The sequence below is a fragment of the Streptomyces sp. NPDC004667 genome, from assembly GCF_040609475.1.
Taxonomy (GTDB): Bacteria; Actinomycetota; Actinomycetes; order Streptomycetales; family Streptomycetaceae; genus Streptomyces.
This window is the reverse complement of the sequence record NZ_JBEXKC010000049.1, coordinates 1-23,311: the sequence shown is the minus strand read 5'-3', so window position 1 is coordinate 23,311 and position 23,311 is coordinate 1. Positions and strand designations below refer to the sequence as shown.

Annotated in this window: 19 protein-coding genes; 8 read left to right on the top strand and 11 right to left on the bottom strand. The window is 74.5% G+C overall.

From position 1 onward, the window contains the following. Positions 1-81: 81 nt before the first annotated feature. From dapF to miaA, 3 genes are all read right to left on the bottom strand, one after another. Positions 82-957 carry a diaminopimelate epimerase gene (gene dapF, locus ABZW32_RS25025; protein WP_356219512.1) on the bottom strand — a complete coding sequence of 292 codons (876 nt, stop codon included), beginning with the start codon at positions 955-957 and terminating at the stop codon, positions 82-84. Between the two features lie 90 nt (positions 958-1,047). Next, a complete protein-coding gene (locus tag ABZW32_RS25020) occupies positions 1,048-1,620 on the bottom strand; it encodes a hypothetical protein (protein WP_356219568.1) in 573 nt (190 codons plus the stop codon). 112 nt (positions 1,621-1,732) lie between these two features. Further along, entirely contained in the window at positions 1,733-2,671 is a 939-nt protein-coding gene (miaA, locus tag ABZW32_RS25015) for a tRNA (adenosine(37)-N6)-dimethylallyltransferase MiaA (protein ID WP_356219510.1), read from the bottom strand. 164 nt (positions 2,672-2,835) lie between these two features. Between miaA and ABZW32_RS25010 the strand changes: the two genes are divergently transcribed. After that, positions 2,836-3,063 (top strand): hypothetical protein, encoded by a 228-nt coding sequence (locus ABZW32_RS25010; protein ID WP_356219508.1) that lies wholly within the window; start codon positions 2,836-2,838, stop codon positions 3,061-3,063. Positions 3,064-3,085: 22 nt separating this feature from the next. After that, positions 3,086-3,331, top strand: coding sequence for an antitoxin (locus ABZW32_RS25005; RefSeq protein ID WP_356219505.1), 246 nt, complete (start codon positions 3,086-3,088; stop codon positions 3,329-3,331). An 87-nt stretch (positions 3,332-3,418) separates the two neighbouring features. On the opposite strand, the gene ABZW32_RS25000 is transcribed toward ABZW32_RS25005, so the two are convergent. The 3 genes from ABZW32_RS25000 to ABZW32_RS24990 form a co-directional block, all read right to left on the bottom strand. Further along, positions 3,419-4,126 (bottom strand): class III extradiol dioxygenase subunit B-like domain-containing protein, encoded by a 708-nt coding sequence (locus tag ABZW32_RS25000; RefSeq protein WP_356219502.1) that lies wholly within the window; start codon positions 4,124-4,126, stop codon positions 3,419-3,421. A gap of 235 nt (positions 4,127-4,361) precedes the next feature. Then, the gene (gene miaB, locus ABZW32_RS24995) at positions 4,362-5,879 is read right to left on the bottom strand and encodes a tRNA (N6-isopentenyl adenosine(37)-C2)-methylthiotransferase MiaB (protein ID WP_356219500.1); all 1,518 of its coding nucleotides are present in this window, start codon (positions 5,877-5,879) and stop codon (positions 4,362-4,364) included. Beyond that, positions 5,876-6,532 (bottom strand): maleylpyruvate isomerase family mycothiol-dependent enzyme, encoded by a 657-nt coding sequence (locus ABZW32_RS24990; protein ID WP_356219498.1) that lies wholly within the window; start codon positions 6,530-6,532, stop codon positions 5,876-5,878. Before ABZW32_RS24990 ends, miaB begins: the two co-directional genes overlap by 4 nt. Positions 6,533-6,603: 71 nt before the next feature. Here ABZW32_RS24990 and ABZW32_RS24985 point away from each other — a divergent pair, with 71 nt between their 5' ends. Both ABZW32_RS24985 and ABZW32_RS24980 read left to right on the top strand, forming a co-directional pair. Then, entirely contained in the window at positions 6,604-7,566 is a 963-nt protein-coding gene (locus ABZW32_RS24985; protein WP_356219495.1) for a LysR family transcriptional regulator, read from the top strand. Positions 7,567-7,717: 151 nt separating this feature from the next. After that, entirely contained in the window at positions 7,718-8,713 is a 996-nt protein-coding gene (locus ABZW32_RS24980; RefSeq protein WP_356219493.1) for a TAXI family TRAP transporter solute-binding subunit, read from the top strand. On the opposite strand, the gene ABZW32_RS24975 is transcribed toward ABZW32_RS24980, so the two are convergent. The 3 genes from ABZW32_RS24975 to ABZW32_RS24965 form a co-directional block, all read right to left on the bottom strand. Continuing rightward, positions 8,703-9,641, bottom strand: coding sequence for an ROK family protein (locus ABZW32_RS24975; RefSeq protein ID WP_356219565.1), 939 nt, complete (start codon positions 9,639-9,641; stop codon positions 8,703-8,705). The genes ABZW32_RS24980 and ABZW32_RS24975 overlap by 11 nt on opposite strands. Positions 9,642-9,732: 91 nt before the next feature. Continuing rightward, complete coding sequence (locus ABZW32_RS24970; protein ID WP_356219490.1) at positions 9,733-10,788, bottom strand: LacI family DNA-binding transcriptional regulator; 1,056 nt, start codon at positions 10,786-10,788, stop codon at positions 9,733-9,735. A 7-nt stretch (positions 10,789-10,795) separates the two neighbouring features. After that, positions 10,796-15,343, bottom strand: a complete 4,548-nt coding sequence (locus tag ABZW32_RS24965; protein WP_356219488.1) for an NEW3 domain-containing protein — start codon at positions 15,341-15,343, stop codon at positions 10,796-10,798. Positions 15,344-15,565: 222 nt separating this feature from the next. On the opposite strand from ABZW32_RS24965, the gene ABZW32_RS24960 reads away from it, so the two are divergent. Both ABZW32_RS24960 and ABZW32_RS24955 read left to right on the top strand, forming a co-directional pair. After that, positions 15,566-16,855, top strand: coding sequence for a glycosyl hydrolase (locus tag ABZW32_RS24960; protein ID WP_356219485.1), 1,290 nt, complete (start codon positions 15,566-15,568; stop codon positions 16,853-16,855). Between the two features lie 9 nt (positions 16,856-16,864). Further along, entirely contained in the window at positions 16,865-19,057 is a 2,193-nt protein-coding gene (locus ABZW32_RS24955; protein WP_356219483.1) for an endo-beta-N-acetylglucosaminidase, read from the top strand. On the opposite strand, the gene ABZW32_RS24950 is transcribed toward ABZW32_RS24955, so the two are convergent. Further along, complete coding sequence (locus ABZW32_RS24950; RefSeq protein WP_356219481.1) at positions 19,054-20,466, bottom strand: HAMP domain-containing sensor histidine kinase; 1,413 nt, start codon at positions 20,464-20,466, stop codon at positions 19,054-19,056. The genes ABZW32_RS24955 and ABZW32_RS24950 overlap by 4 nt on opposite strands. A gap of 9 nt (positions 20,467-20,475) precedes the next feature. Further along, complete coding sequence (locus tag ABZW32_RS24945; RefSeq protein ID WP_356219478.1) at positions 20,476-21,198, bottom strand: response regulator transcription factor; 723 nt, start codon at positions 21,196-21,198, stop codon at positions 20,476-20,478. A 267-nt stretch (positions 21,199-21,465) separates the two neighbouring features. Here ABZW32_RS24945 and ABZW32_RS24940 point away from each other — a divergent pair, with 267 nt between their 5' ends. Together ABZW32_RS24940 and ABZW32_RS24935 are read left to right on the top strand one after the other, a co-directional pair. Next, positions 21,466-22,251, top strand: a complete 786-nt coding sequence (locus ABZW32_RS24940) for an amino acid ABC transporter ATP-binding protein (protein ID WP_356219476.1) — start codon at positions 21,466-21,468, stop codon at positions 22,249-22,251. Positions 22,252-22,348: 97 nt separating this feature from the next. Next, complete coding sequence (locus ABZW32_RS24935) at positions 22,349-23,209, top strand: glutamate ABC transporter substrate-binding protein (protein ID WP_356219473.1); 861 nt, start codon at positions 22,349-22,351, stop codon at positions 23,207-23,209. Positions 23,210-23,311 lie beyond the last annotated feature (102 nt).

Below are 23,311 nucleotides of genomic sequence, written 5' to 3'. Positions count from 1 at the left end.
TGCCTGATGTTACCGACCCCACCACGTGGCGCAGTCCACCTCTCGCTCAGCGTGAAACGGATCACCCATGAGAGGGAATCTTCAGGCGAAAGCCGTTTCGCTGAGCCAGGCCGCCTCGAACTCCCCCGAGGCCACGATGACGGCCGGTCCGGTCATGTCGATCCGCCCGTCGGGATGTTCGGTGATGGCGAGCGTGCCACCGGGCAGGTCGACGGTGTACGTGACCGGTTCGCCGGTGACGGCGGGGTCGACGCCGTCGCGGCGGATGGCGGCCACGGCGACGGCGCAGGCGCCGGTGCCGCAGGAGCGGGTCTCGCCGGAGCCGCGCTCGTGGACCCGCATGGCGACGTGCCGGGGGCCGCGGTCGACGACGAACTCGACGTTGACCCCGGTGGGGTAGGCGGAGGCGGGGCTGAACGGCGGCGGGCTGTACAGGTTTCCGGCCTGGTCGAGGCTTTCAACGAACGCCACCGCGTGCGGGTTCCCCATGTTCACGTTCCGCGCGGGCCAGGTGTGCTCGCCGACGGAGACGGTGACCTCCCCCTCGGGGAGTTCGGCGCGGCCCATGGAGACGGTGACGTCGCCGGTCTTGTCGAGGTGGACCTGCTTGACGCCGCCCCGGGTGGCCACGGCGAGGTCGCCGGGCTCGACGTGGCCGGCGTGGTGGAGGTAGCGGGCGAAGACGCGCACGCCGTTGCCGCACATCTCGGCGACGGAGCCGTCGCTGTTGCGGTAGTCCATGAACCACTCGGCCCGGTCGGCCAGGTGGGCCGCGTCGGGGTGGGCGGCGGAGCGCACCACGTGGAGCACACCGTCGGCCCCGATGCCGGCGCGCCGGTCGCACAGGGCGGCGACGGCGCCGGCGGGCAGCTCGATGGCGTTGTCCGGGTCCGGGACGATCACGAAGTCGTTCTCGGTCCCGTGGCCCTTGAGGAAGGAGAGGGTGGTGTGCGTCACCCGCCCATGGTACCGAGCGCCCCCGGGCCCTGCCGGAGCAGGTCAGCGGGGTGTCAGCGACGCGGTGACACCCACGCCGGCGCCACGGCGCTAGCGGAGCCGCGCCACCCGGTACACCGCGAGCGCCACGACGGCCAGCGCGACCAGCGCGTAGAGCGCGGCCATCCGCCAGTCGGGGCGGCGGCCGCTGCCGCGCGGCGGGAGCCCCGGCCAGGTGTAGCCGACGCGGCGCGCGGCCATCATCCCCCAGCCGCCGGCGCAGGAGCTGATGAGGAAGCCGAGCATGGCGACGACGGCGCCGCCGTCCCCGAACTCGAAGGCGAGGGGGAAGGCGAACATCAGCGAGCCCGCGGCGGCCAGCATCACGATCGGGGCGATCTGCCAGATCCGCAGCCGGCGCTGTGGGCGCAGCTCGACCTCGACGGCGGGGCCGGAGGCGTCCTCGCTGCCCGGTTCGGGCGCGTCGGGGCCGTCCGGGGTCAGCCGCGCGGGATCCGCGGGCAGACCCAGGCCGTCGGGAGCGTCCACGGACTCCGGGGCTCCGGAGCCGACGGAAAGGCCGGTTCCGCCCGGCCCCGCGGGGCCGCCGGGGGCTCCGTGAAGCATCGGGTCCGCTTCCTGTCTGGTGTCGTCCCGCCCGGTGTCACGAGGGCCGGCCTCCATAGCCACGCGCCCTCCCCACTTCGGACTTCGTACGCCGCTGTTCAGAAGTTTGATGATGGCACGGTCCCGGGCCCCGGACGGGCGCACGGGGCTTCCCGATGCCATCACGTGATCAGGCTGTAACCGCTCGTTCGACCAACGACTGCGCGAGTCCGACGAGTTCCCCCCGGTCCGCGGCGGCACCGCTGAGCCAGTGCACGCGGGGATCGCGGCGGAACCACGAGTCCTGGCGGCGCGCGAAGCGCTTGGTGGCCCGGACGGTCTCGGTCCTTGCCTCCTCCTCGGTGCACTCCCCCGCGAGGGCGGCCAGGACCTGCTGGTAGCCGAGGGCGCGCGAGGCGGTGATCCCGTCGCGCAGGCCCCGGGCCTCCAAGGCCCGGACCTCGTCGACCAGTCCGGCCTCCCACATCCGGTCCACGCGCAGCGCGATCCGCTCGTCGAGCTCCGGCCTGGCCACGTCGACGCCGATCTGGACGGTGTCGTAGACGGACTCGTGGCCGGGCAGGTTGGCGGTGAAGGGCTTGCCCGTGATCTCGATCACCTCCAGGGCCCGGACGATCCTGCGGGTGTTGCCGGGCAGGATCGCGGCGGCCGCCGCCGGGTCGACGGCGGCGAGGCGCGCGTGCAGGGCGCCGGGGCCGCGCAGCGTGGCCTCCTCCTCCAGCCGGGCCCGTACCCCGGGGTCGGTGCCGGGGAACTCCATGGCGTCGAGCGCGCCGCGGACGTAGAGGCCGGACCCGCCGACGAGGACCGGGGTGCGGCCCTCGGCGAGCAGTTTGTCGATCTCGGCGCGGGCGAGGCGCTGGTACTCGGCGACGCTGGCGGTCTCGGTGACGTCCCAGACGTCGAGGAGGTGGTGCGGGACCCCTCCGCGCTCCTCGATCGTCAGCTTGGCGGTGCCGATGTCCATCCCGCGGTACAGCTGCATGGAGTCGGCGTTGACGACCTCGCCGTCGAAGTGTCGGGCCAGGGCGACGCCCAGATCGGACTTTCCGGCCGCGGTGGGACCGACGACGGCGATGACCCGCGGGGCGGGGGCTGCATTCCTCACCGGGACAGTCTCGCAAACCGAACGGCATGTACCCGATCGGGTTACGTGACGGGGCGTGGCGGGGGTCGTTGCCCTGAAGAGGTTCGGGCCGGGCGTACGCCCGGCGGAGGCCGGGCCGGACCACGCGGAACTTCACCCGCACGAGTAGCGTTATGGGAGTAGACATGGGCGTTTTCAGTCGGTTTCGTCGACGCAAGGACGAGACTTCGGCCGATTCCGCAGCGGCCGAGGCCGTGACGGAACCAGCGGAACCCGAGGCCGAGGTGGCCGAGGAGGCCAAGGCCGAACCTTCCGCGACGGAGGCTCCGGCGGCGGAAGCCGTGGAGATTCCGAAGCAGCAGTCGGTGGAGGCTGCCGCGGACAGCGAGGCCGGCGAGGGCGCCCGCACGTAGCCACGCCACTGGAAGGTGACCCATGGGCCTGCTGGACAATCTGAAGGCCAAGCTCGCTCCGGCCAAGGACAAGGTCGGCGATCTCGCGCAGCAGCACGGGGGGAAGATCGGCGAGGGGCTGGACAAGGTCGCGAAGACCGTGGACTCCAAGACCCACGGCAAGTACAGCGACCGGATCACGACCGGCACGGAGAAGGCGAAGGACGCCCTGGGCAAGATCGCGCACAAGGACGCCCCCGGCGGGCCGACGCCGCCGGCCGCTTCCTGACGCACGGTACGGAAAGGGGCGCGGGACCGGGAGAGCACCGGTCCCGCGCCCCTTCGTCGTGCCGGGTCGATCGTGCCGGGGCCCGCCTCAGGACCAGGTGGCCACGAAGTAGCCGACGCCGTAGGGGGCGTCCTCGTACAGCAGCCGGCCGTCGAGACCGGCGTCCTCGGCCGCGCCCGCGAGGACCTGCCAGGGGGCGCGTCCGGCGGCCTGCAGTTCGGCGGCGAGGGTGGGGTCGAGGGCGGCCAGGGCCGCGGTGTCGGCGGCGCCGAGGGCGCGGCCGGCGGCGGCGTCGAAGGCGGCGGCGCGTTCGTCGAGGTATCCGGGGGCCTTCAGGGTCCGGCAGGCGCTGCCGTCGCCCATGACGAGCAGCGCCACGCGTGCGTCGCGCGCGGCGAGTTCCCGGCCGGTGCGCAGGCACTCCTCGGGCGCGGCGGGGGCGGCCACGCCGAGGCCCTCCACCGGGGCGTCGCCCCAGCCTGCACGGCCCAGCAGCCACGCGCCGACGGCCAGCGAAGCGGGCAGCGACCGCGGCCCCTCCTCGCCCGCGCCGAGGCGGACGTCGGCGTCGACCCCGAAGCCGTGGAAGCCGCCGCGGGAGCCCTGGGGGTAGGGCCCGGCGTGGTCGGCGTCGGCGGTGCCGACCACGACCAGCAGGTCGGGCCGGGAGGCGGCGAGCACGGCGAGCGCGTCGGAGCAGGCGGTACGGGCGTCGCGCAGTTCGGCGGCGGCGCCCGCGGCGACCTCCGGCACGAGGAGCGGCGGTGCGGGGCAGACGGCGGCGGCTACGAGCATGATCCGCAGCCTAGGGGTTCCCCCGCCGATCGGGCCAGACCGGCCCGGGGCCGGACCGAACCGGGGACCGGACCGAACCGGGGACCGGACCGAACCGGGGACCGGACCGGACCGGGCGCCAGACCGGACCGGGCGCCAGACCGGACCGGGCGCCAGACCGGACCGGGCGCCGGACCGGACCGAGCCGGTCGGAGCCCGGCCGTCGGAGGCCCGGCCCGGACGGCCCCGGCGGGACTCAGTCGATCGCGCAGCCCGACGTGGCGACCGGCAGCGGCGCCGGGACGCCGAGGGTCGGGATGCCGAGCATGACCCCGGCGGGCTGCGCCGGGGCGGCGTTGCGCTTCTCCCAGGCGTCGCCGGCGCGGGTGCGGCGCACCTCGCGGGTCGGGCCCTCGGCGAGGAGGTGGTGCGGGGCGGCGTAGGTGATCTCGACGGTCACCACGTCGCCGGGGCGCACGTCCTCCTCCGGCTTGGTGAAGTGCACCAGGCGGTTGTCGGGGGCGCGGCCGGAGAGGCGGGCGGTGGCGCCGTCCTTGCGGCCCTCGCCCTCGGCGACCATGACCTCCAGGGTGCGGCCGACCTGCTTCTTGTTCTCGTCCCAGGAGATCTCCTCCTGGAGGGCGACCAGGCGCATGTAGCGGTCCTGGACGACCTCCTTGGGGATCTGGCCCTCCATGTCGGCGGCCGGGGTGCCGGGGCGCTTGGAGTACTGGAAGGTGAAGGCGTTCGCGAAGCGGGCCTCGCGCACGGCGTGCATGGTCTGCTGGAAGTCCTCCTCCGTCTCGCCGGGGAAGCCCACGATGATGTCGGTGGAGATCGCGGCGTGCGGGATCGCGGCGCGGACCTTCTCGATGATCCCTAGGAAACGCTCCTGCCGGTAGGACCGACGCATCGCCTTGAGGATCGGGTCGGAGCCGGACTGCATCGGCATGTGGAGCTGCGGCATCACGTTCGGGGTCTCCGCCATGGCGGCGATCACGTCGTCGGTGAAGTCGCGCGGGTGCGGGGAGGTGAAGCGGACCCGCTCCAGGCCCTCGATCTGCCCGCAGGCGCGCAGCAGCTTGCTGAAGGCCTCGCGGTCGCCGAGGTCGCTGCCGTACGCGTTGACGTTCTGGCCGAGCAGGGTGATCTCGGAGACGCCCTCGGCGACCAGCGCCTCGACCTCGGCGAGGATGTCGCCGGGACGGCGGTCCTCCTCCTTGCCGCGCAGCGCCGGGACGATGCAGAAGGTGCAGGTGTTGTTGCAGCCGACGGAGATCGAGACCCAGGCGGCGTACGCGGACTCGCGGCGGGTCGGGAGCGTGGAGGGGAAGGCCTCCAGCGACTCGGCGATCTCGACCTGGGCCTCCTCCTGGACGCGGGCGCGCTCCAGCAGGACGGGCAGCTTGCCGATGTTGTGCGTTCCGAAGACCACGTCGACCCAGGGGGCGCGCTTGGTGATCGTTTCGCGGTCCTTCTGGGCGAGGCAGCCGCCGACGGCGATCTGCATGCCGGGGCGCTTCGTCTTCATCGGGGCGAGGCGGCCGAGGTTGCCGTAGAGCTTGTTGTCGGCGTTCTCGCGGACGGCGCAGGTGTTGAAGACGACGACGTCGGCGTCGCCGTCGCAGCCCTCGGGCGCGCGGACGTAACCCGCGTCCTCCAGCAGACCGGAGAGTCGCTCGGAGTCGTGCACGTTCATCTGGCACCCGTAGGTGCGCACCTCGTAAGTTCCCTTGGGGTCCACTGCCGGGCTCCGGTCGCTGCTGCTGGTCATGCAACAAGGGTAGGCGGTACCCGGCAGCCCTCCGGCCCCCCGCTCAGCCTGCCCGCCGGGAGGCGGCGGCCGAAGAGTACGAGCAGCAGGTCCTGGGCCCGGCCGTGGACGGGGTCGCCGCTGCCGTGGGACCAGTCGAGGTCGTCGGCGCACAGCCGGATGCCGGTCAGGTCAGCGCCGAAGAAGCGCAGGCCGCGGGGGGTGACGGCGTCCAGCAGGAGGCGCAGCCGGTCCTCGGGGACACGGCGCGGGTGGCCGAGGGCGACGGTGATGTCGAGGCCGTGGACGACGTCGTGCGCGAGGCCCCCGGTGGGACCGCCGGCCGGGGGCTTCCAGGGGTGGTGGGCGTGCTCGCGGAGCAGGGCGGCGAGTTCGCCCGTCGTGAAGGCGGACGCGTCGCGGCGGGCGGTGCGGCCGGTCATCCGGTGGAGGCTGCCGCGCGCCTTGAGGAGTTCGACGGCGAAGCCGGGCAGGGAGGTGCGGAAGCCGAGCGACATGTGGGCGGCGACCTCGCGGACGCTCCAGCCCGCGCACAGGGACGGGGCGTCCCACTGCGCGGGGGTGAGGGTGTCCAGTACGTCGGCCAGTTCGAGGCGTTCGGCGGCGGTGGCGCGGGCGACGACGGCGGCGGCCGGGGCGGTGGCGGGGCTCATGGGTCCAGGGTCGGCGGGAGGGCCGCCATAAGTCCAAGAGCGGGTCCTTCTGCGATCTAGAGTCTGTCGTTATGGAACTTTCTCAGCTGCGGTACTTCGTCGCGGTGGTGGAGGAGGGCGGGTTCACCCGGGCGGGGGCGCGGCTGCACGTGTCCCAGCCGGGGGTGAGCGCGCAGGTCGCGCAGCTGGAGCGGGAGCTCGGCCAGCGGCTGCTCGACCGGTCCGGCCGGCGGGTCACGCCGACGGAGGCGGGCGAGGCGGTACTCGGCTACGCGCGGGCCGCGCTGGCGGCGGTGGAGGGGATCCGGCGGACGGCCGATGCCTTCTCCGGGCTGCTGCGGGGGCGGGTGGCGCTCGGGCTGATCCCGGGGGCGGCGGGCGTATCGGTGGGGGCGTTCGACGTGGTCGCCCTGCTCGGGGACTTCCACGACGCGCACCCCCAGGTGGAGATCTCCCTGGCCGAGGACACCTCCGAGCGGATGCTGGCGGCTCTGCGGGGCGGGACGCTGGACCTGGCGGTGGTCGGGCTGGGCGGGGAGCCGCCGCCCGGGATCTCCTGGCAGCTGCTGCTCGACGAACCCCTGGTGGCGGCGGTACGGGCCGACGATCCCCTGGTCCGCTCGGCGGTGGACGGCGGGATCCCGCTGGGGGCGCTGCGCGGGCGCGCGCTGATCGGCCTGCCGCGCGGCACGGGGCTGCGGGCGGTGCTGGAGCGGGCCTGCGCGGCGGCCGGGTTCGCGCCCCGGGTCGACTTCGAGGCGGCCGCTCCGGCGGTGCTGGCCCGGCTCGCCGCGCGGGGCCTGGGGGTGGCGGTGATCCCGGCCGGCGCGGAGTCGGGCGCCGGTCCGGGGCTGTGCGCGCTGCGGATCACCGACCCGGAACTGAGCGGGCGGGTGGCCCTGGCCTGGCGCACCGACGGCCCGTCGGGCCCGGCGGCCCGCAGGCTCCTGACGCTCCTGCGGGGTGCCCTGCCGGCCGCCGACCGTCCGGGCACGGACCGTCCGGGGCCCGTGCGCCACGCGGGTCCCCGCTGATCCCGAGCGCTGCCGGTGCCGGGCGGCGGGGTCGGGGGGCGGACCGTGGTGGGGAGGCGGAGCCGGGCGGGTCTCGGGCGGACGGGGGCTCGGGAGGGGGCGGAGCGGGCGCCCCGTGACAGGACGCCGGGCGGGTGGCAGGATCGCCCGCATGTTCCGCGTACCTCCCCGTATCTCCCGGCGCCGCGCCCTCCAGGGCCTGGTCGCCGTGGTCGGTGTGCTCGCGGCGCTGCTCTGGTGGCTGAACCCCTTCGGGCAGCCGGAGCTGAAGGGGGACCTGACCTTCAGCACGGGCGTCCGTACGGGCGTCTACCACCGCTACGGCCAGTTGCTGGAGCAGGCGCTCGCGAGCGACCTGCCCGGCGTCAAGGTCCGGCTGGAGACCAGTGAGGGATCGCAGCAGAACCTCCAGCGGGTGGCCGACGGGAAGGCCGACTTCACGGTGGCGACGGCGGACGCGGTGTCCAAGTACCGGCTGGACGGCAAGCCGGGCGCGTCGCGGCTGCGCGGGGTCGCCCGGCTCTACGACGACTACGTGCAGCTGGTGGTGCCCGCCGGCTCCCCCGTGCAGTCGGCCCGCGACCTGCGCGGCAAGCGGGTCGCGGTGGGCCAGGACGGTTCGGGGGTCCGGCTGATATCGGAGCGCCTGCTGACGGCGGCGAAGCTGGATCCGGCGAAGGACATCACGCCGGTCTCGATCGGCATCGACACCATGCCGGCGGAGTTGGAAGCGGGCCGGATCGACGCCTTCTTCTGGTCGGGGGGCTTGCCGACGAACGCGGTGCGCGAGCTGTCGGAGCGTTTCGACATCCGGCTCGTGCAGCTGGGCGACCTGGTGGAGCGGCTCCAGGCCAGCGGGAGCCCCGCACGGTACTACCGTCCCGCCGTGATGCCGCAGGACGCGTACGCGCGGGCGCGCAACACCTCGTCGGTGGCCACCCTGGCGGTGCCGAACCTGCTGGTGACCCGCGAGGACACCAGTGAGGCGCTGACGGAGCAGTTCACCCGCACGGTGATCCTCAGCCGCGACCGGATCGGGCACGAGGTGCACGCGGCGCAGCTGGTGGACCTGCGGACGGCGATCTACACGGACCCGCTGGACCTGCACGAGGGGGCCCGGCGGTACTACCGCTCGGTCAAGCCGTAGCGGCACCGCCGCCGGGCAGCAGCATCATCGCGGCGGCGGCCGCCCCGATCAGCCCGGCGTGGGTGCCCAGTGCGGCCGGGACGACCCGCAGGTCCCGGACGAAGGACAGGGTCGCGTACGAGGCCAGGTGGCGCCGGACCGGTGCGAAGAGGGTGTCCCCGCTGGTGGCGACCCCGCCCCCGATGACGGCGATGTCGGTCTCGACCAGGGTCGCGGTGGCGGCGATCGCGGCCGCCAGGGCGCGGCCGGCCCGGTCGAAGGCGGCCAGGGCCACCGGGTCGCCGGCTTCGGCGGACGCGGCCACGCCGGCCGCCGTCGGGTCGGGGCCGGTCCAGCCCTGCTCCCGGGCCCAGCGGGCGATGGCCGTGCCCGAGGCCAGGGATTCGACGCAGCCGCGGCCTCCGCAGACGCACGGCTCCCCGTCGAAGGCCACGCTGATGTGGCCGATGTGACCGGCGTTGCCGGTGGGGCCAGTGTGGAGCTGGTTGTTCAGGATCAGGCCGCCGCCGACACCGGTGGAGACCACCATGCACAGGGCGTTGGCGTGGCCCCGGGCCGCGCCGAGCCAGTGTTCCGCGGCCGTCATCGCCACGCCGTCGCCCGCCAGGACGACCGGGATCCGGGCGCCGCGCGCCCGCAGTTCGGCGGCGACCCGGTCCTGTACGGGGAACCCGCGCCAGGCACCGATGTTGACCGGGCTCACCGTGCCCCGGGAGGTGTCCACCGGGCCCGCGCTGCCGATGCCGCAGCGTACGGCCTGCCCCCACATCGGGGCTCCGGACAGGTCCGCGACGACCTCGCCGACGGCCGCCATGACCGCTTCGGCGTCGCCGGCGCGCGGGGTCGGACGGCGGGTGGCGGCGGTCATGGTGCCGTCGGGGTGGACCAGGGCCCCGGCGATCTTCGTGCCGCCGATGTCGATCGCCACGGTCGGTCCGGTGGCCGCGGCGAGGGTGCGGGGCGCGGGGACGGCTGAGGTGGGGCTGGTCACGGTGGGCGCTCCTGAGAAGGGTCGGATTTCAGTATGCGGCCGGGGGCGGGGACGTACTCTCGCGGGGTTCGAGCCGGGGCAGCTCGCTCTCCCGGGCCCGGGGCGGACCACCGGCCAGGACGGCCAGGAGTTCCTCGGCTGCGAGCCGGCCGAATCCGGCGGTGTCGCGGACCAGGGCGGTCAGCCGGGGGTGGGTGACCCGGCACAGGGCGGAGTCGTCCCAGGCCACGATCGAGAGCCGGCCGGGGACGGGGATGCCGAGCTCGGCGGCGACTGCGCTGCCCGCCACCGCCATCACGTCGTTGTCGTAGACGAGTGCGGTGGGCGGCTCCGGCTCGGCGAGGACCCGGCGGGTGGCGGCGGCGCCCTCGGTGTCGGAGTAGTCGGTGGGCACGGAACGCACCTGCCCCGCCGGGAGTCCGAGACGTTCGGCCTCGGCGCGCAGCGCGGCGATGCGGCGGGCGGTGTGGGCCAGGCCGGGCAGGCCCGCGATGTGGACGATGCGGCGGTGGCCGAGCCCGTGGAGGTGGTGCAGGACCTCGGTCATGGCGCGGGTGTCGTCGGCCCAGACGCGGGACACGGACGACCCTTCCCCTCTCCCGCCGTCACCTTCACCGCCGTCGCCGCCGATCAGGACCGCGGGCAGGCCGAGTCCGGCGAGGAGTTCCGGGCGCGGGTCGCTCGTACGCGGGTCCACGACGAGGACCCCGTCCACGCGGCGTTCGGCCCACCAGCGGCGGTGGACGGCGCATTCGGCGTCGATGTCCTCGACCACCTGGAAGAGCAGCGCGATCCGTTCGGCGGAGAGCACCTCCTGGATGCCGGAGACCAGTTGGAGGAAGAAGGACTCGACGCCGAGGGTGTGGGCGGGACGGGCCAGGACCAGGCCGACGGCTCCGGAGCGCTCGCCGGACAGGGCGCGGGCCGCGCTGTTGGGCTGCCAGCCGAGCTCCTCCGCGACCCGGCGGACCCGGGCGCGGGTCTGCTCGGACACCCCGGGGCGGCCGTTGAGCGCGAAGGAGACGGCGCTCTCGGACACACCGGCCCGGCGGGCGATGTCCTTGATGGTGGGTCTGCGGGCCATGCCTGCCTCATCCCTCGGTGACGTGGACTGCGATGGGCGGACCGTACGCGATCCTGCCCTGACAGGCCGCTTTCACCGCCAGCCAGTACCTCCCGGGGGCGGTGGTGAGGGGCGGGGCGATCTCGAACGAGGGCTCGGCGGGACGGTCCGGCCGCACGCGCACGGGCTGCGCGGCGGGCCCGGCGAGCCGCCAGGTGCCGTACGGGGAGGCGAGGTACGCGGTGCCGGTGAGGACGCTGCGGATCCCGGTGCTGCCGACCCGGACCCGTACGCGGACCCGCGCGCCCGGGGCCACGGTGACCGCGGGCCCGATGCCCCGGACCCAGAGCCGGGCGGGAACCGGGCCGCCGGGGACGGTGACGGTGAGGGCGTCCTCGAACTCCCCCTCCGGGGTGGTGGCGAGGACCCGGACCAGGTGCTCCCCCGGTGCCGCGCCGGGGTCGGGCCGCACGGTGAGGGGGATCCGGGCGTGGCCGCCCGGCGGGAGCTCCAGGGCGCGGCGGGTCCAGGCGGGCCGCCAGCCTTCGGGGGCTCGGACCTCCAGGGTGACGGAGCCGGCGGCGGCCGCGTGCGCGGCCACGGTGACGGCGGCGTCGGCGGGGGTTCCCCGGCAGGTCACCGTCCAGGGGGCGTCGCCGAGCGGGGCCGTTCCGGTGTTGTGGAGCCAGTAGCGGCTGAACACGGGCTGGATCGGCTCGCGTTCGCCCGAGCGCACGGGCATGCCGGAGCGGGTGGGGAGCAGCAGGGTGGTCGTGGCGGCGCCGTCGACGCGGCCTCCGAAGGGGCCCGTCGGCCGGTCCAGGAGGTCGGCCTCGACGGCCTCGACGGCGCCGCCCGCCGGCTCCGCCGACCGGGCCGTGACCGGGTAGGCCGGTCGGCCGTGGGTCTCGCGCAGCCTGACGGCGAGGTCCGCGCCGCCCTCGGCCCTCTTCACCGCCTCGACGAGGATCCGGTCGGCCGGTTCCACGGCGAGGAGGGACCGGGCGGGCGGACGCGGGCCGGGGCCGGGGGCGCCCGTCACGGCGGTCAGCGGCTTGTTGAACTCCCGCCCGCGGCGCGGCAGATCGGTCTCCCGCCAGTCTCCGCGGCCGGCGACCAGGGCGTGTTCGAAGACGTGGGTCCAGTGCTGGAGCTGGAAGGAGCTGCCGTCGGGGGCGGTGCGGCGGGGCGGGTCCATCCACTCCCCGCTGGGGCGGCCGGTGCAGGAGCGCAGCAGGGTGCTGTGGAGGCGGCCCCCGGTGTCGATCGCGAAGCTGGGCGTCCCCCGGACGAGGACCCCGACCGTCCGTCCCGCGTACGGCACTTCGCGCGCCCCGGCCACCGGGGCCCGGCCGGCCTCCGCAGACCGTGCAACGGCTCCGGGGCGGTCTTCGGGCCCGTCTCGGGGCCCGTCTCGGGGCCCGTCTCGGAGCCCGTCTCGGAGCCCGTCTCGGAGCCCGTCTCCGGGCCCGTCCCCGGGCCCGTCTCCGGGCCCGTCCCCGGGCCCGTCCCCGAGGTGGTCTTCGGGCCCGTCCCCGAGGTGGTCTTCGGGCCGGTTCCCGGGGTGGTCTTCGGGCCGGTTCCCGGGGTGGTCTTCGGGCCGGTTCCCGGGGTGGGCCGGCGGCGGTGGAACCAGGCGGCCCGTCGTGGTCAGGTCCGCGGCCAGCCGCCCCGGCGGCCCGGTGTGCACGAGCACCGGCAGGTCGCGCGGGCCGGTCAGGTCGCAGCCGGGCACCCACAGCTCCCGCAGCGGGGCCCGGGCGGGGATCCAGGCCCGCGCGTGTTCCCGTAGCGCACGCCCGTACGCGGGACCGGCCGAGGCCAGCACCGTCGCCGTGAAGGGGTTCCGCCCGGGGCCCCCGAGCGCGATGCGGAAGTCCGGCAGGCTGCTGTCCACCGCCAGGTCGCCCCAGCGCGGGCCGCCGGGCCGGGTCGGGGTGGCGGTGACGCCGAGGCGCCCCAGGGCGGTGACGAGCTCGCGCAGGCCGGGCGGAGCCGCACCCTCCGGCAGCACGATCTCGCAGGCCCCCAACGCCCGGCCGACACCGTCGGCGCAGTCACCACCGGCACGGTCGCCGTCGGCCCGGTCACCGGGCCCGGTCATGGGCGCCGACAGGGCGAACCAGTTCAGGCAGGCGCTGTCCAGGGTCCACGGCGCCCGGGTGTGGTCGGCCCCGGCGTCCGCCTCCGGGAAGGCGAAGCCGCGTCCGACGGCCGCGGCGGCGGTCTCCGCGACCGGCAGCGCCCCGGGCACGTCGGCGGGTATCCGCAGCCGCAGCAGCGTGTCGCTGCCCTCGAAGTCGACGCGGGTGGTCAGCTCGACGCGGTCCAGTCCGTCCCACAGGGTGGTCACGCGGGTCCAGCGGACGGGACCGGTCCGCCCCTCGGAGACGATCCGCGAGCCCAGCGGCCCCCGCTGCGCCCGGCAGGAGCGCGCGGGCGCGCCGCCCGATCCGGTGCCGGGTCCCTTGGGCAGCAGGTGCCAGGGCCCCTCGCCGAAGTACGGGTGCTGCGCGTGCTCCTCCTGGACGACCAGCTCGTCCACCTCGCCGGGGGTGAGGACCTCCTGCCCGGTGGGCCGGTGGAGCAGCCGGGCGAGGCCGCCGCCGCGCTCCGGGTCCGCCTCGGCCCGGAAGAGGCCGTTCTCGACCGCGGTCCCGGCCACGGGATCCCACCCGCCGGAGAGCGGCTCCGGGGAGGCCGCCAGCCACCAGGTGCGGTGGCCGAGCGGGGGCACGTCCGCGGCGAGGAAGACCACGTGCGCCTCCCCGCCCCGCACGGCCTCCAGGTGGACGGCGGCGGCGCGCCCCTCGGCGTCGAGCACCGCCAGGCGGGCGGCGCCCTCGCCGCTCAGCCCCACCGCGGCCAGGTCCACCCGGGTCCGCACGAGATCGGTCCGGGTCCACGACAGCGGGTTGTGCACGGTCACGGCGAGCGGGCCGGGGCCGCGGGTGTCGGCGGCGGCGGTGAGCGCGGCCAGCGCCTCCTCCCGTACGGCGCCCGCCAGTTCGTGGGCCTCCCGCCAGGTGGGCAGGAGGTCGAGGTAGACCTGGTCGGAGAAGGTCCCGGTGACGGCGTCGTGGTGGGCGGCGTGCAGCAGGTGCCGCCACGCCTTGGCGAGGGTGTGGCCGGGGTGGGTCAGCAGCCCCTCGGCGCAGGCGAGCGCGGCGAAGGCCTCGGCCTGCTCCAGGAGGTTCTCGGCGGCGCGGTGGGCCTGTTTCACATCGGCGTAGCTGACGTCCTTGCCGGTGTAGACGGGGCCCATCTCCCGGGTCACGGGCAGCGGCCGCTCCCCGCGTGCGGCGAATTCGGCCCGGACGGCGTCGAAGTGGGCGCGCGGACCGGAGTGTTCCATGCGCGGCCAGCGGTAGCGGCGGTTCCAGGCGTGCTGGACCTCCAGGCCCCAGCGGTGCGGCCAGGAGAAGTCGGTGCCCATCGGGATCAGGACGTTCTTCGTGGCGGCGGCGGGGCGCAGCAGTTCGTAGAGCTCCAGCAGCCGTTCGGCGGCGGCTTCGGCGTCCGGCGCCCGGTGGGAGGGCCAGCCGGCGGAGTAGTGCGCGGGCAGGTAGTGCAGCAGCAGGCCCTCGCCGCCGGGCGCGATCCACTCGTACTCGGCGGGCAGTTGCATGGCGGCGGGCGGCCGCGGGGCCTCGCCCCAGGAGTCCGTCATCGGGCCCCACTGGTGGTGGGGGCCGCGGGCGAGGACGGCGGAGTCGAGTCCGCAGCCGGCCATCAGGGCGGGGAAGGAGGGGTCGTGGCCGAACACGTCGAGCTGCCAGGCGGTGCGCGGATCGGCGCCGAGGGTGGTGCGGTGCAGGGCCAGTCCGTGGACGGCGCTGCGGACGGTGCTCTCGGCGGAGGTGAGGGTGGTGGAGGGCTCGTTGTAGGTGCCCCCGACGATCTCCAGGCGGCCCTCGGCGATCAGGGCGCGCAGTTCGGCGCGGTCCTCGGGGTGGGCGTCCCAGTACGGCTTGAGGTAGTCGGTCTCGGAGAGGACGAAGTGGTACGCGGGGTCGTCACGGGCCTGTTGGAGGTGGAGCGGGACCAGGGTGAAGGCGGGGACCCCGACGTACTCCCAGGCGGGCCGGGGCGCGCCGGGTGCGGGCGGGGCGTCCCACAGGGCGGTGTAGGCGGCCTGGGTGTTCCACCACAGGGGGTCGTAGTGGAAGTGCGGGACGAGCCGTACGGTCCAGCCGGGTTCGGCGACGGTGAGGGTGAACGGCAGCTCGGCCAGGGTCCGTCCGTCGGGGGTGGCGACGCGGGCGGTGGCCGGGATCCGGGTGCCGGGGGGTGCGCCGGCGGTGTGGACGCCTACCTCGACGCCTGCCTCGACGCCTGCCTCGACGCCGCCCTCGGCGGTGGACCCGGCGGCCTCGCCCGCGCACTCCTCGGCGGTGTCGGCACGCAACAGGCGCGGGTGCGGGGTGCGCAGGCCGGGGCCGTGCACGGTGACGTGCAACGGGCCGACGGGGCGGCATCTGCGGACGCGGATCCGTACCGCCTGCACGGGGGATGCGGACGGGCCGACGAAAAGGGCCGGGGTGGTCACGGACGTGACCGAAATACCGCTGTCCATGCGTTCACCCTTCCTCGTGCAAAGCGAAGACGAATCGACTAAACCGCATTAGCGCACTCAGGCTCCTCAGCCACAGCCCTTCTGTCAACGGGACTGAAGCGCTTAAGCAACACCGCATGCACGGTGATCGGAATGATGGCCGCAAAGGCCCTGTTGACTTCCCCGACGGGGCGCGGCAGCTTATGCGCATCCGGTGAATTCCCCTGAACTCCAGGACCTTTCATGCACCAGGCGGCCCCCCGAACCCTGCGTTTCGGCGCGAATTACACCCCGACCCGCAACTGGTTCCACCATTGGCTGGACTTCGACCTCGACGAGGTCCGGGCCGACCTCGACTCCATCGCCGCACTCGGTCTGGACCATGTGCGGGTGTTCCCCCTGTGGCCGGTGTTCCAGCCGAACCGCACCCTGATCCGGCCGCGTGCCGTCGAACAGCTCGTGGCGCTCGCCGACGCGGCCGCCGAGCGCGGTCTCGACGTCAACGTGGACGGTCTGCAGGGGCACTTGTCCAGCTTCGACTTCCTGCCCGCCTGGACCGGGACCTGGCACCGGCGCGGCATCTTCACCGACCCGGAGGTCGTGGCCGGGCAGGAGGAGTACCTGCGCACCCTGGCCGCCGCCCTCGCCGACCGGCCCAACTTCCTGGGCATGACCGTCGGCAACGAGATCAACCAGTTCTCCGACGCCCCCCACCCCGACCCCGACCGGATCACCCCGGCGCAGGCCGCCCGCTGGCTGGAGCGGATGCTCGCCGCCTGCGAGCGGGGCGCACCGGGGCGGCTGCACCTGCACGCCGAGTACGACGCCGCCTGGTACCGGGAGGGCCACCCCTTCACCCCCGCCCAGGCGGCCCGGCTCGGCGGGGCCACCGCCGTGCACTCGTGGGTGTTCAACGGCACCGCGCAGCGCCACGGCCGTACCGGGACGGCCACCGAGCAGCACGCCGCGTACCTGATCGAGCTGTCCAAGGCCTGGGCCGCGGACCCGCGCCGTCCGGTGTGGCTCCAGGAGGTCGGGGCCCCCGCGCCGCTGGTCCCGCCCGAGCACGCGGAGCGGTTCGCCGAGGCCACCGTGGCCGCCGCACTGGACTGCCCGGACCTGTGGGGCGTCACCTGGTGGTGCTCGCACGACGTGTCCAGGGAGCTCGCGGACTTCCCGGAGCTGGAGTACGGCCTCGGGCTGCTCACCAACGACCGCCGCGCCAAGCCCGTCGGCAACGCCGTCGCCCGGATCGCCGGAGCCTGGCGGGGCCGGGAGCACCGCCCCGCCGTGCGATCCACCGCGCTCGCCCTGGACTCGGGCGGGACCGGGACGGACGAGGCGGCGCCCGGGCGGGCGGCCTGCGCCCCCGGCGGCGCGTTCTTCGAGGCCTGGGCGGTGCTGGCGGAGCGGGGGGTGCGCCCCGCGGTGGTCCTGGAGGAGCACGCCGGGGACCCGGCCCGGCTGGCCGAACGCGGCATCACCGAAGTACTGCGCGTGCACGACGTCATCCGACCCCCTTCCCCCTCGTGAGGAGCCCGCATGTCCGAGACCGGCACCGGCGCCGATCCTCGTACCGCCGCCACCGCACCCCCCGCTCCCACCCCCACCACCACTCCCTCCCCCACCTCCGCGGCGGCGCCCGCCGCCCGGCCCACCCGCCGCGCGGTCCTGGCCGCGGGTGCCGCCGGGGCGGGGGCGGCCGCCCTGCCCCGGCCCGCCTCCGCGGCGCCGGCTCCCGCCCCGGCCCCCGGCGCCGTCCCTGCCCCACCTGCGGCCTCCCTGGCCCCGTACGCCTCGTACTGGTTCCCCGATTCGCTCCCCGTCGGCACCCCGGGCCCCGGCATCGTGTGGCGCTCCCTCGCCGACTGGTCCCCGGAGTCCGACCCGGACCTGGCCCACAACACCGCGTCGGTGCCGCTCGCCCCGCGGTTCGCCCCGGTGCCGGCGAACCGCACCGCCCGCGCCGGAGGGGCGCGGATCTCCGCGCTGGTCTCCTTCGGTCCCACAGCGGGCAATCCCTCGCAGGGTTCGGCGACCGCCGACCACTACGCCCTGAGCCACTGGGCGTACCTCGACGAGCTGGTCTTCTGGGGCGGCTCCGCCGGCGAGGGCATCGTCCTGGCCCCGAACGCGCCCGTGGTCGACGCCGCCCACCGCAACGGCGTCCCGGTCCTCGGGAACGTCTTCCTGCCGCCCGTCGCCTACGGCGGGGACCTCCAGTGGACCCGCGACCTGGTCCGGAGGGACCCCACCGGCCGCTTCCCGCTGGCGGAGCGGCTCGTCGAGGTGGCCCGCGCGTACGGCTTCGACGGCTGGTTCGTCAACGCCGAGACGGACGGCGGGGACGGCGCGCTCGCCACCCGGACCCGGGAGTTCCTGCACGCCCTGCGGGCGGCCGGTTCCCCGCACGGGCTGCGGATCACCTGGTACGACGCCATGAACAGCACCGGCCGGGTCGGCTGGCAGGGCGCCCTGAACGCGCTCAACCAGGAGTTCTTCGAGGACCGGTCGGGGAAGGTCGCCGACTCGCTGTTCGTCGACTTCCGCTGGACCGCGCGGAGCCTGGCGGAGTCGGCCGCCCTCGCCGAGCGCCTCGGCCGCTCCCGCCACGAGCTGTGGGCGGCCGTGGACACCGAGTCCCGCGGCTGGGACACCCGCGTCGACTGGGACGCGATCCTGCCGCGCGACCGCGAGCACGTCGTCAGCCTCGGCCTCTACCGGCCCGAGTGGACCCGCAACCACCTCACCGACCGCTCGCCCGGCGCCTTCCACCGGGCCGACGACCGGTTCTGGACGGGCGAGTCCCTCGATCCGGCCCGTCCCTCGCCCGAGCCCCCGTCCGGCTGGCGGGCCCCGGCCACGGCGGTCGCCGACCGGTCCACGGTCGCCGCCCTGCCCTTCGGCTGCTCGTTCAACACCGGACACGGACTGCGCTGGTACGAGGGGGGCGCCGTCGCCTCCGACACGCCCTGGAACCACCTCGGCCTCCAGGACCGGCTCCCGGGCCGCCGCTGGGTGGTGGACACCGCCGGGGAGCGCCCCTCGGTGACCCTGGACTTCGCGGACGCCTGGCGCGGCGGCTCCAGCCTGCTCGTCGCCGGGAACCTCACCGCGCCCGCGGCGATCGGCCTGCACGCCACCCGGCTGGCGCTGACCCCCGGGGCGGTCGCGGAGCTGGTCCACTCCGGCGGGGCGTCGGTGGAGCTCGGTGTCGCGACCCGGGAGGCGGCCGGCCCCGGCGAGCCCGTCCCGTACACCTGGCTGGCGGCGGCGACGCCGGGCGGCGGCCCGGGGTGGCGGACCTCCCGCGTGGCCCTCGCACAGCTGGCCGGGAGGACCGCGTACGCCCTCGCCGTACGGATCACCGTGCCCGGGAAGAGGGCGGTGTCCTGGCGGCTCGGCACCCTGACGCTGCGCGACACCACCCGCGATCGGCCCCCGGCCGCTCCCGCGCACCTGAAGGTCGACGCCTCGGCCCGGCGGGGCGCGGAAGCCGAGCTCCGCCTCTCCTGGGACCGGGCACCGGGCCCGGTCCGGCACTACGAGCTGCACCGCCTGCTGCCGGACGGCACCCGCCGCTTCCTGGCCGGCACCTGCGGGACCGCCCTCCACCTCCCCTCCGTCACCCGCGCGGGCGGGGAGCGGGCGGCGGCCTTCGAGCTGAGGTCCGTCGACGAGACGTACGCCGTCTCCGCGCCGGCCCGCACCACCCTGCCCTGGCGGGCCGGCTAGCCGGTGTGGGGCTCGGTGCGCGGGACGGCGACGGTGACGCGCAGCCCGTGCGGCGGGTTCTTCGCGTAGGAGATCGTCCCGCCGCCCGAGGCGAGCAGGGCGCGGGAGATGGAGAGACCGAGGCCAGACCCCTTCACGTTCTGGTGGCGGCCGCTGCGCCAGAAGCGGTCGCCGACGCGCAGCAGCTCCTCCTCGGTGAGGCCGGGACCCCGGTCGGCGACGACGACGAGCGCGCTGCGTCCCTCGACGGAGACCGACACCTGCACCTCCTCGCCGTCCGGCGTGAACTTCAGGGCGTTGTCGATGACGGCGTCGAGGGCGCTGGAGAGCGCGATGGGGTCGGCCCAGCCGGTGACGGCGGTCCGGCCCGTCTCGGTGAGCCGTACGCCCTTCTCCTCGGCGTACGGCCGCCAGGCGGCGACCCGTTCGCCCGTGAGCGCCCCGATGTCGGTGAGGCTGATCTCGGCGGAGGCGTGCTCGGCCAGCGCCAGGTCCAGCAGGTCGTCCAGGACCTGGGCGAGGCGCTTGCCCTCGGTGCGCACGGAGGCGATCTCCTCGTTCCCCTCGGGCAGTTCGAGGGCGAGGAGCTCGATGCGCAGGAGCAGCGCGGCGAGCGGGTTGCGCAGCTGGTGGGAGGCGTCCGCGACGAACGCCCGCTGCTGCTCCAGTACCTCTTCGACGTTGTCGGCCATCTCGTTGAACGAACGGGCCAGGCGACGGAGTTCCGGAGGGCCGCCGGAGGCCGCGACGCGGGAGTTCATCCGGCCGGTGGCGATGCCGTGCGCGGCCGCGTCCAGGGTCCGTACGGGCTTGAGGACCCAGCCGGTGAGGCGCAGGGCCGCGCCGAACGCGAGCAGCATGGCGGCGGCGAGGCCGGCGGCGATGATCAGCCAGCCGCGCAGGATGCTGCCGCGCATCTGTTCGGTGGGTGATTCGGTGGCGACGACGGCGACGACGTCCCCGTCGAGCACGACCGGCGAGGCCACGAGGAGTTTCCCGTCGGTCTGCCAGGGCCACACCTGTCCGGGGTCGTGGCTGCGGCGCCCGGCGAGCGCCTCCTCGAAGGCACGGCGGCCCTCCCCGGACTCGGGGAGCTGCCACCAGCCGGGGGCGCGGACCATGGCGTTGTCGTCGCGGTAGAAGATCCCGACGCGGATCCCGTACAGCTCGTGGTAGCGGGCGAGTTCCAGCTGGAGGGTGTCGCGGCGCTCGTCGGCGCCGGTGGCACCGGAGCCCTCGGCGTCGATGACGAACTGCGCGAGGGCCGCGAAGCGGGCGCTGTCGTCGATCCGGTCGACGACCACCTTCTGCTGCTGGGCGGCGGCGAGGCTGACGGCGAGGGGGAAGCCGAGCGCGAGCAGCACCCCCGCCATGAGGATGACGAGGAGCGGGAGCAGCCGGGCACGCACGGCGGAACCCTAGGGCGCGGCCGGGGTGACGAGCCGGTAGCCCACCCCGCGGACGGTCTCGATGAGCGCGGGCAGCCCGAGCTTGGAGCGCAGGGAGGCGACGTGCACCTCGAGGGTGCGGCCGGTCCCTTCCCAACTGGTGCGCCACACCTCACTGATGATCTGTTCGCGGCGGAAGACCACGCCGGGCCGCTGCGCGAGCAGGGCCAGCAGGTCGAACTCCTTGCGGGTGAGCGGCACGTCGGCGCCGTTCACGCTGACCCGGCGGGTCGGGAGCTCGATGGCGACCGGGCCGAGACGCACCAGCGCCGGGGTGCCGGTACCGGCCGTGGTGGCGGCGGACTCCTCGGAGCCCCCGGTGCGGCGGGCGACGGCGTGGATGCGGGCCAGCAGCTCGCCGGTGTCGTAGGGCTTGACCACGTAGTCGTCGGCGCCCATGTTCAGGCCGTGGATGCGCGAGCGCACGTCGGCCCGCGCGGTGACCATGATGACCGGCGTTGCGGTGCGCTTGCGGATCTTGCCGCAGACCTCGTAGCCGTCCTGGTCGGGCAGGCCGAGGTCGAGCAGGATCACCCCGTAGGGGGAGGCGCCGGACGGGGCACCGGCGGGCAGCAGCGCCTGCAGGGCCTCCTCGCCGTTGCGGGCGTGGGTCACCTGGAAGCCGTGCCGGGCGAGGATCGCGGACAGGGCGGCGGCGACGTGGTCATCGTCCTCGACGAGCAGCAGTCTCATGGCGTCCCCCTTTCCTCGATTCCTGGATGTGTACACGGGCACCCTGCATCCACGCCCATGAAGAGTCCCACGTCAAGGGGGTTCCGGTCCGGCGGGTCTTCTGTTATCCACCCGGTACGGGCGGAGCGTGCCGGGGCGAGCGTCACGTACGGAGCGTATCGGCGCGAGGCCGGATCGTTATGCTCAATTCTCCCTCAGATGTGATGACGCTGTGCTCGACCCGTCACTACTGTCCTCCCAACCGACGGAGGACGGAGCAAGAAGCCGATGAGCGGAGTATCAGTGACCGAGGACGTTCAGGACGCGGCGGGTGCCGCGGACGGCCTGGTCGTACTGAGCAACGTCAACAAGCACTTCGGCGCGCTGCACGTGCTTCAGGACATCGATCTGAGCATTGCCCGCGGTGAGGTCGTCGTGGTGATCGGTCCTTCGGGATCGGGCAAGTCCACGCTGTGCCGGACGATCAACCGGCTGGAGACGATCGACTCGGGGAGCATCACGCTCGACGGGAAGCCGCTGCCGGCCGAGGGCAAGGAACTCGCCCGGCTGCGCGCCGACGTGGGCATGGTCTTCCAGTCGTTCAACCTGTTCGCGCACAAGACGGTGCTGCAGAACGTGATGCTGGGTCAGCTCAAGGTCCGCAAGACGGACCAGGCGACCGCGCTGGAGCGGGCGAAGTCGCTGCTCGACCGGGTGGGCGTCGGCTCTCAGGCCGACAAGTACCCGGCCCAGCTGTCCGGAGGCCAGCAGCAGCGCGTCGCGATCGCCAGGGCGCTCGCGATGGAGCCGAAGGTGATGCTCTTCGACGAGCCCACCTCGGCGCTCGACCCGGAGATGATCAACGAGGTGCTGGAGGTCATGCAGCAGCTCGCGGCCGAGGGCATGACGATGGTCGTCGTCACGCACGAGATGGGCTTCGCCCGCTCCGCCGCCAACCGGGTCGTCTTCATGGCCGACGGAAAGATCGTCGAACAGGCCACGCCCGAACAGTTCTTCAGCAACCCGCGCAGCGACCGCGCCAAGGACTTCCTGTCGAAGATCCTGCACCACTGACGCCCGCGTCTGGTAGTGATCCGGTCGACGGCGCACGCCGTCGCCACGACGTGCCCCGCTCGTCGTCCAACAACGTCTCATCCGAGGGAAGTTCACCATGAAGGTTCTCAAGGTCGGCGCGGCAGTCGCCACGGCCGTCGTTCTCGCCCTGACCGCGACCGCGTGCGGTGGCGGCGACAAGAAGGACGCGGGCTCCGGCGACGCGGGTGCCACCGGCGGCGGCAAGTCGGACAAGATCGTCATCGGCATCAAGTTCGACCAGCCGGGCCTGGGCCTGAAGACCCCCGACGGCAAGTACGAGGGCTTCGACGTGGACGTCGCCACGTACGTGGCCAAGGAGCTGGGCTACCAGCCGGACCAGATCGAGTGGAAGCAGGCCGTCAGCGCCGAGCGCGAGAACCTGATCTCCAACGGCGACGTGAAGTTCATCGCCGCGACCTACTCGATCAACGACAAGCGCAAGGCGAAGGTCGACTTCGCGGGCCCGTACTTCCTGGCCCACCAGGACCTGCTGGTCCGCGCGGACGACAGCAGCATCACCAAGGTCGAGGACCTCAACAAGAAGAAGCTCTGCTCCGTCACCGGCTCCACCTCGGCGCAGAACGTCAAGAAGGACCTGGCCCCCGAGGCCGACCTGCAGCAGCTCCCGGGCTACTCCGAGTGCCTGACCGGCCTGGAGAACAAGGCCGTTGACGCGCTGACCACGGACGACTCGATCCTGGCCGGCTACGCCTCGCAGGAGAAGAACAAGGGCAAGTTCAAGCTCGTCGGTCTGAAGATGAGCAACGAGAACTACGGCATCGGTCTGAAGAAGGGCGACAAGGAGCTCCAGACCAAGATCAATGCCGCGCTCACGAAGATGGTCTCGGACGGCTCCTGGGAGGCGGCCGTGAAGAAGAACCTCGGCCCGGCCAACTACAAGAACGAGCCTGCCCCGAAGATCACCGAAGGCAGCTGATTCCCCGGTGGGGCGGGGGGGCGGCCGCCCCCCCGCGGGGGGGGGGGGGGCCCCCCCCGCCCCCAGCGGGGTGGTGGGGGGGCCCGGGGTGGAAAATAATAG

Bases quoted from the DNA above. Each gene is read 5' to 3' on its own strand.
- ABZW32_RS25020 (WP_356219568.1), bottom strand. From the start codon at position 1,620: ATGGAGGCCGGCCCTCGTGACACCGGGCGGGACGACACCAGACAGGAA.
- ABZW32_RS25010 (WP_356219508.1), top strand. From the start codon at position 2,836: ATGGGCGTTTTCAGTCGGTTTCGTCGACGCAAGGACGAGACTTCGGCC.
- ABZW32_RS25005 (WP_356219505.1), top strand. From the start codon at position 3,086: ATGGGCCTGCTGGACAATCTGAAGGCCAAGCTCGCTCCGGCCAAGGAC.
- ABZW32_RS25000 (WP_356219502.1), bottom strand. From the start codon at position 4,126: ATGCTCGTAGCCGCCGCCGTCTGCCCCGCACCGCCGCTCCTCGTGCCG.
- miaB (WP_356219500.1), bottom strand. From the start codon at position 5,879: ATGACCAGCAGCAGCGACCGGAGCCCGGCAGTGGACCCCAAGGGAACT.
- ABZW32_RS24990 (WP_356219498.1), bottom strand. From the start codon at position 6,532: ATGAGCCCCGCCACCGCCCCGGCCGCCGCCGTCGTCGCCCGCGCCACC.
- ABZW32_RS24985 (WP_356219495.1), top strand. From the start codon at position 6,604: ATGGAACTTTCTCAGCTGCGGTACTTCGTCGCGGTGGTGGAGGAGGGC.
- ABZW32_RS24980 (WP_356219493.1), top strand. From the start codon at position 7,718: ATGTTCCGCGTACCTCCCCGTATCTCCCGGCGCCGCGCCCTCCAGGGC.
- ABZW32_RS24970 (WP_356219490.1), bottom strand. From the start codon at position 10,788: ATGGCCCGCAGACCCACCATCAAGGACATCGCCCGCCGGGCCGGTGTG.
- ABZW32_RS24965 (WP_356219488.1), bottom strand. From the start codon at position 15,343: ATGGACAGCGGTATTTCGGTCACGTCCGTGACCACCCCGGCCCTTTTC.
- ABZW32_RS24960 (WP_356219485.1), top strand. From the start codon at position 15,566: ATGCACCAGGCGGCCCCCCGAACCCTGCGTTTCGGCGCGAATTACACC.
- ABZW32_RS24955 (WP_356219483.1), top strand. From the start codon at position 16,865: ATGTCCGAGACCGGCACCGGCGCCGATCCTCGTACCGCCGCCACCGCA.
- ABZW32_RS24945 (WP_356219478.1), bottom strand. From the start codon at position 21,198: ATGAGACTGCTGCTCGTCGAGGACGATGACCACGTCGCCGCCGCCCTG.
- ABZW32_RS24940 (WP_356219476.1), top strand. From the start codon at position 21,466: ATGAGCGGAGTATCAGTGACCGAGGACGTTCAGGACGCGGCGGGTGCC.
- ABZW32_RS24935 (WP_356219473.1), top strand. From the start codon at position 22,349: ATGAAGGTTCTCAAGGTCGGCGCGGCAGTCGCCACGGCCGTCGTTCTC.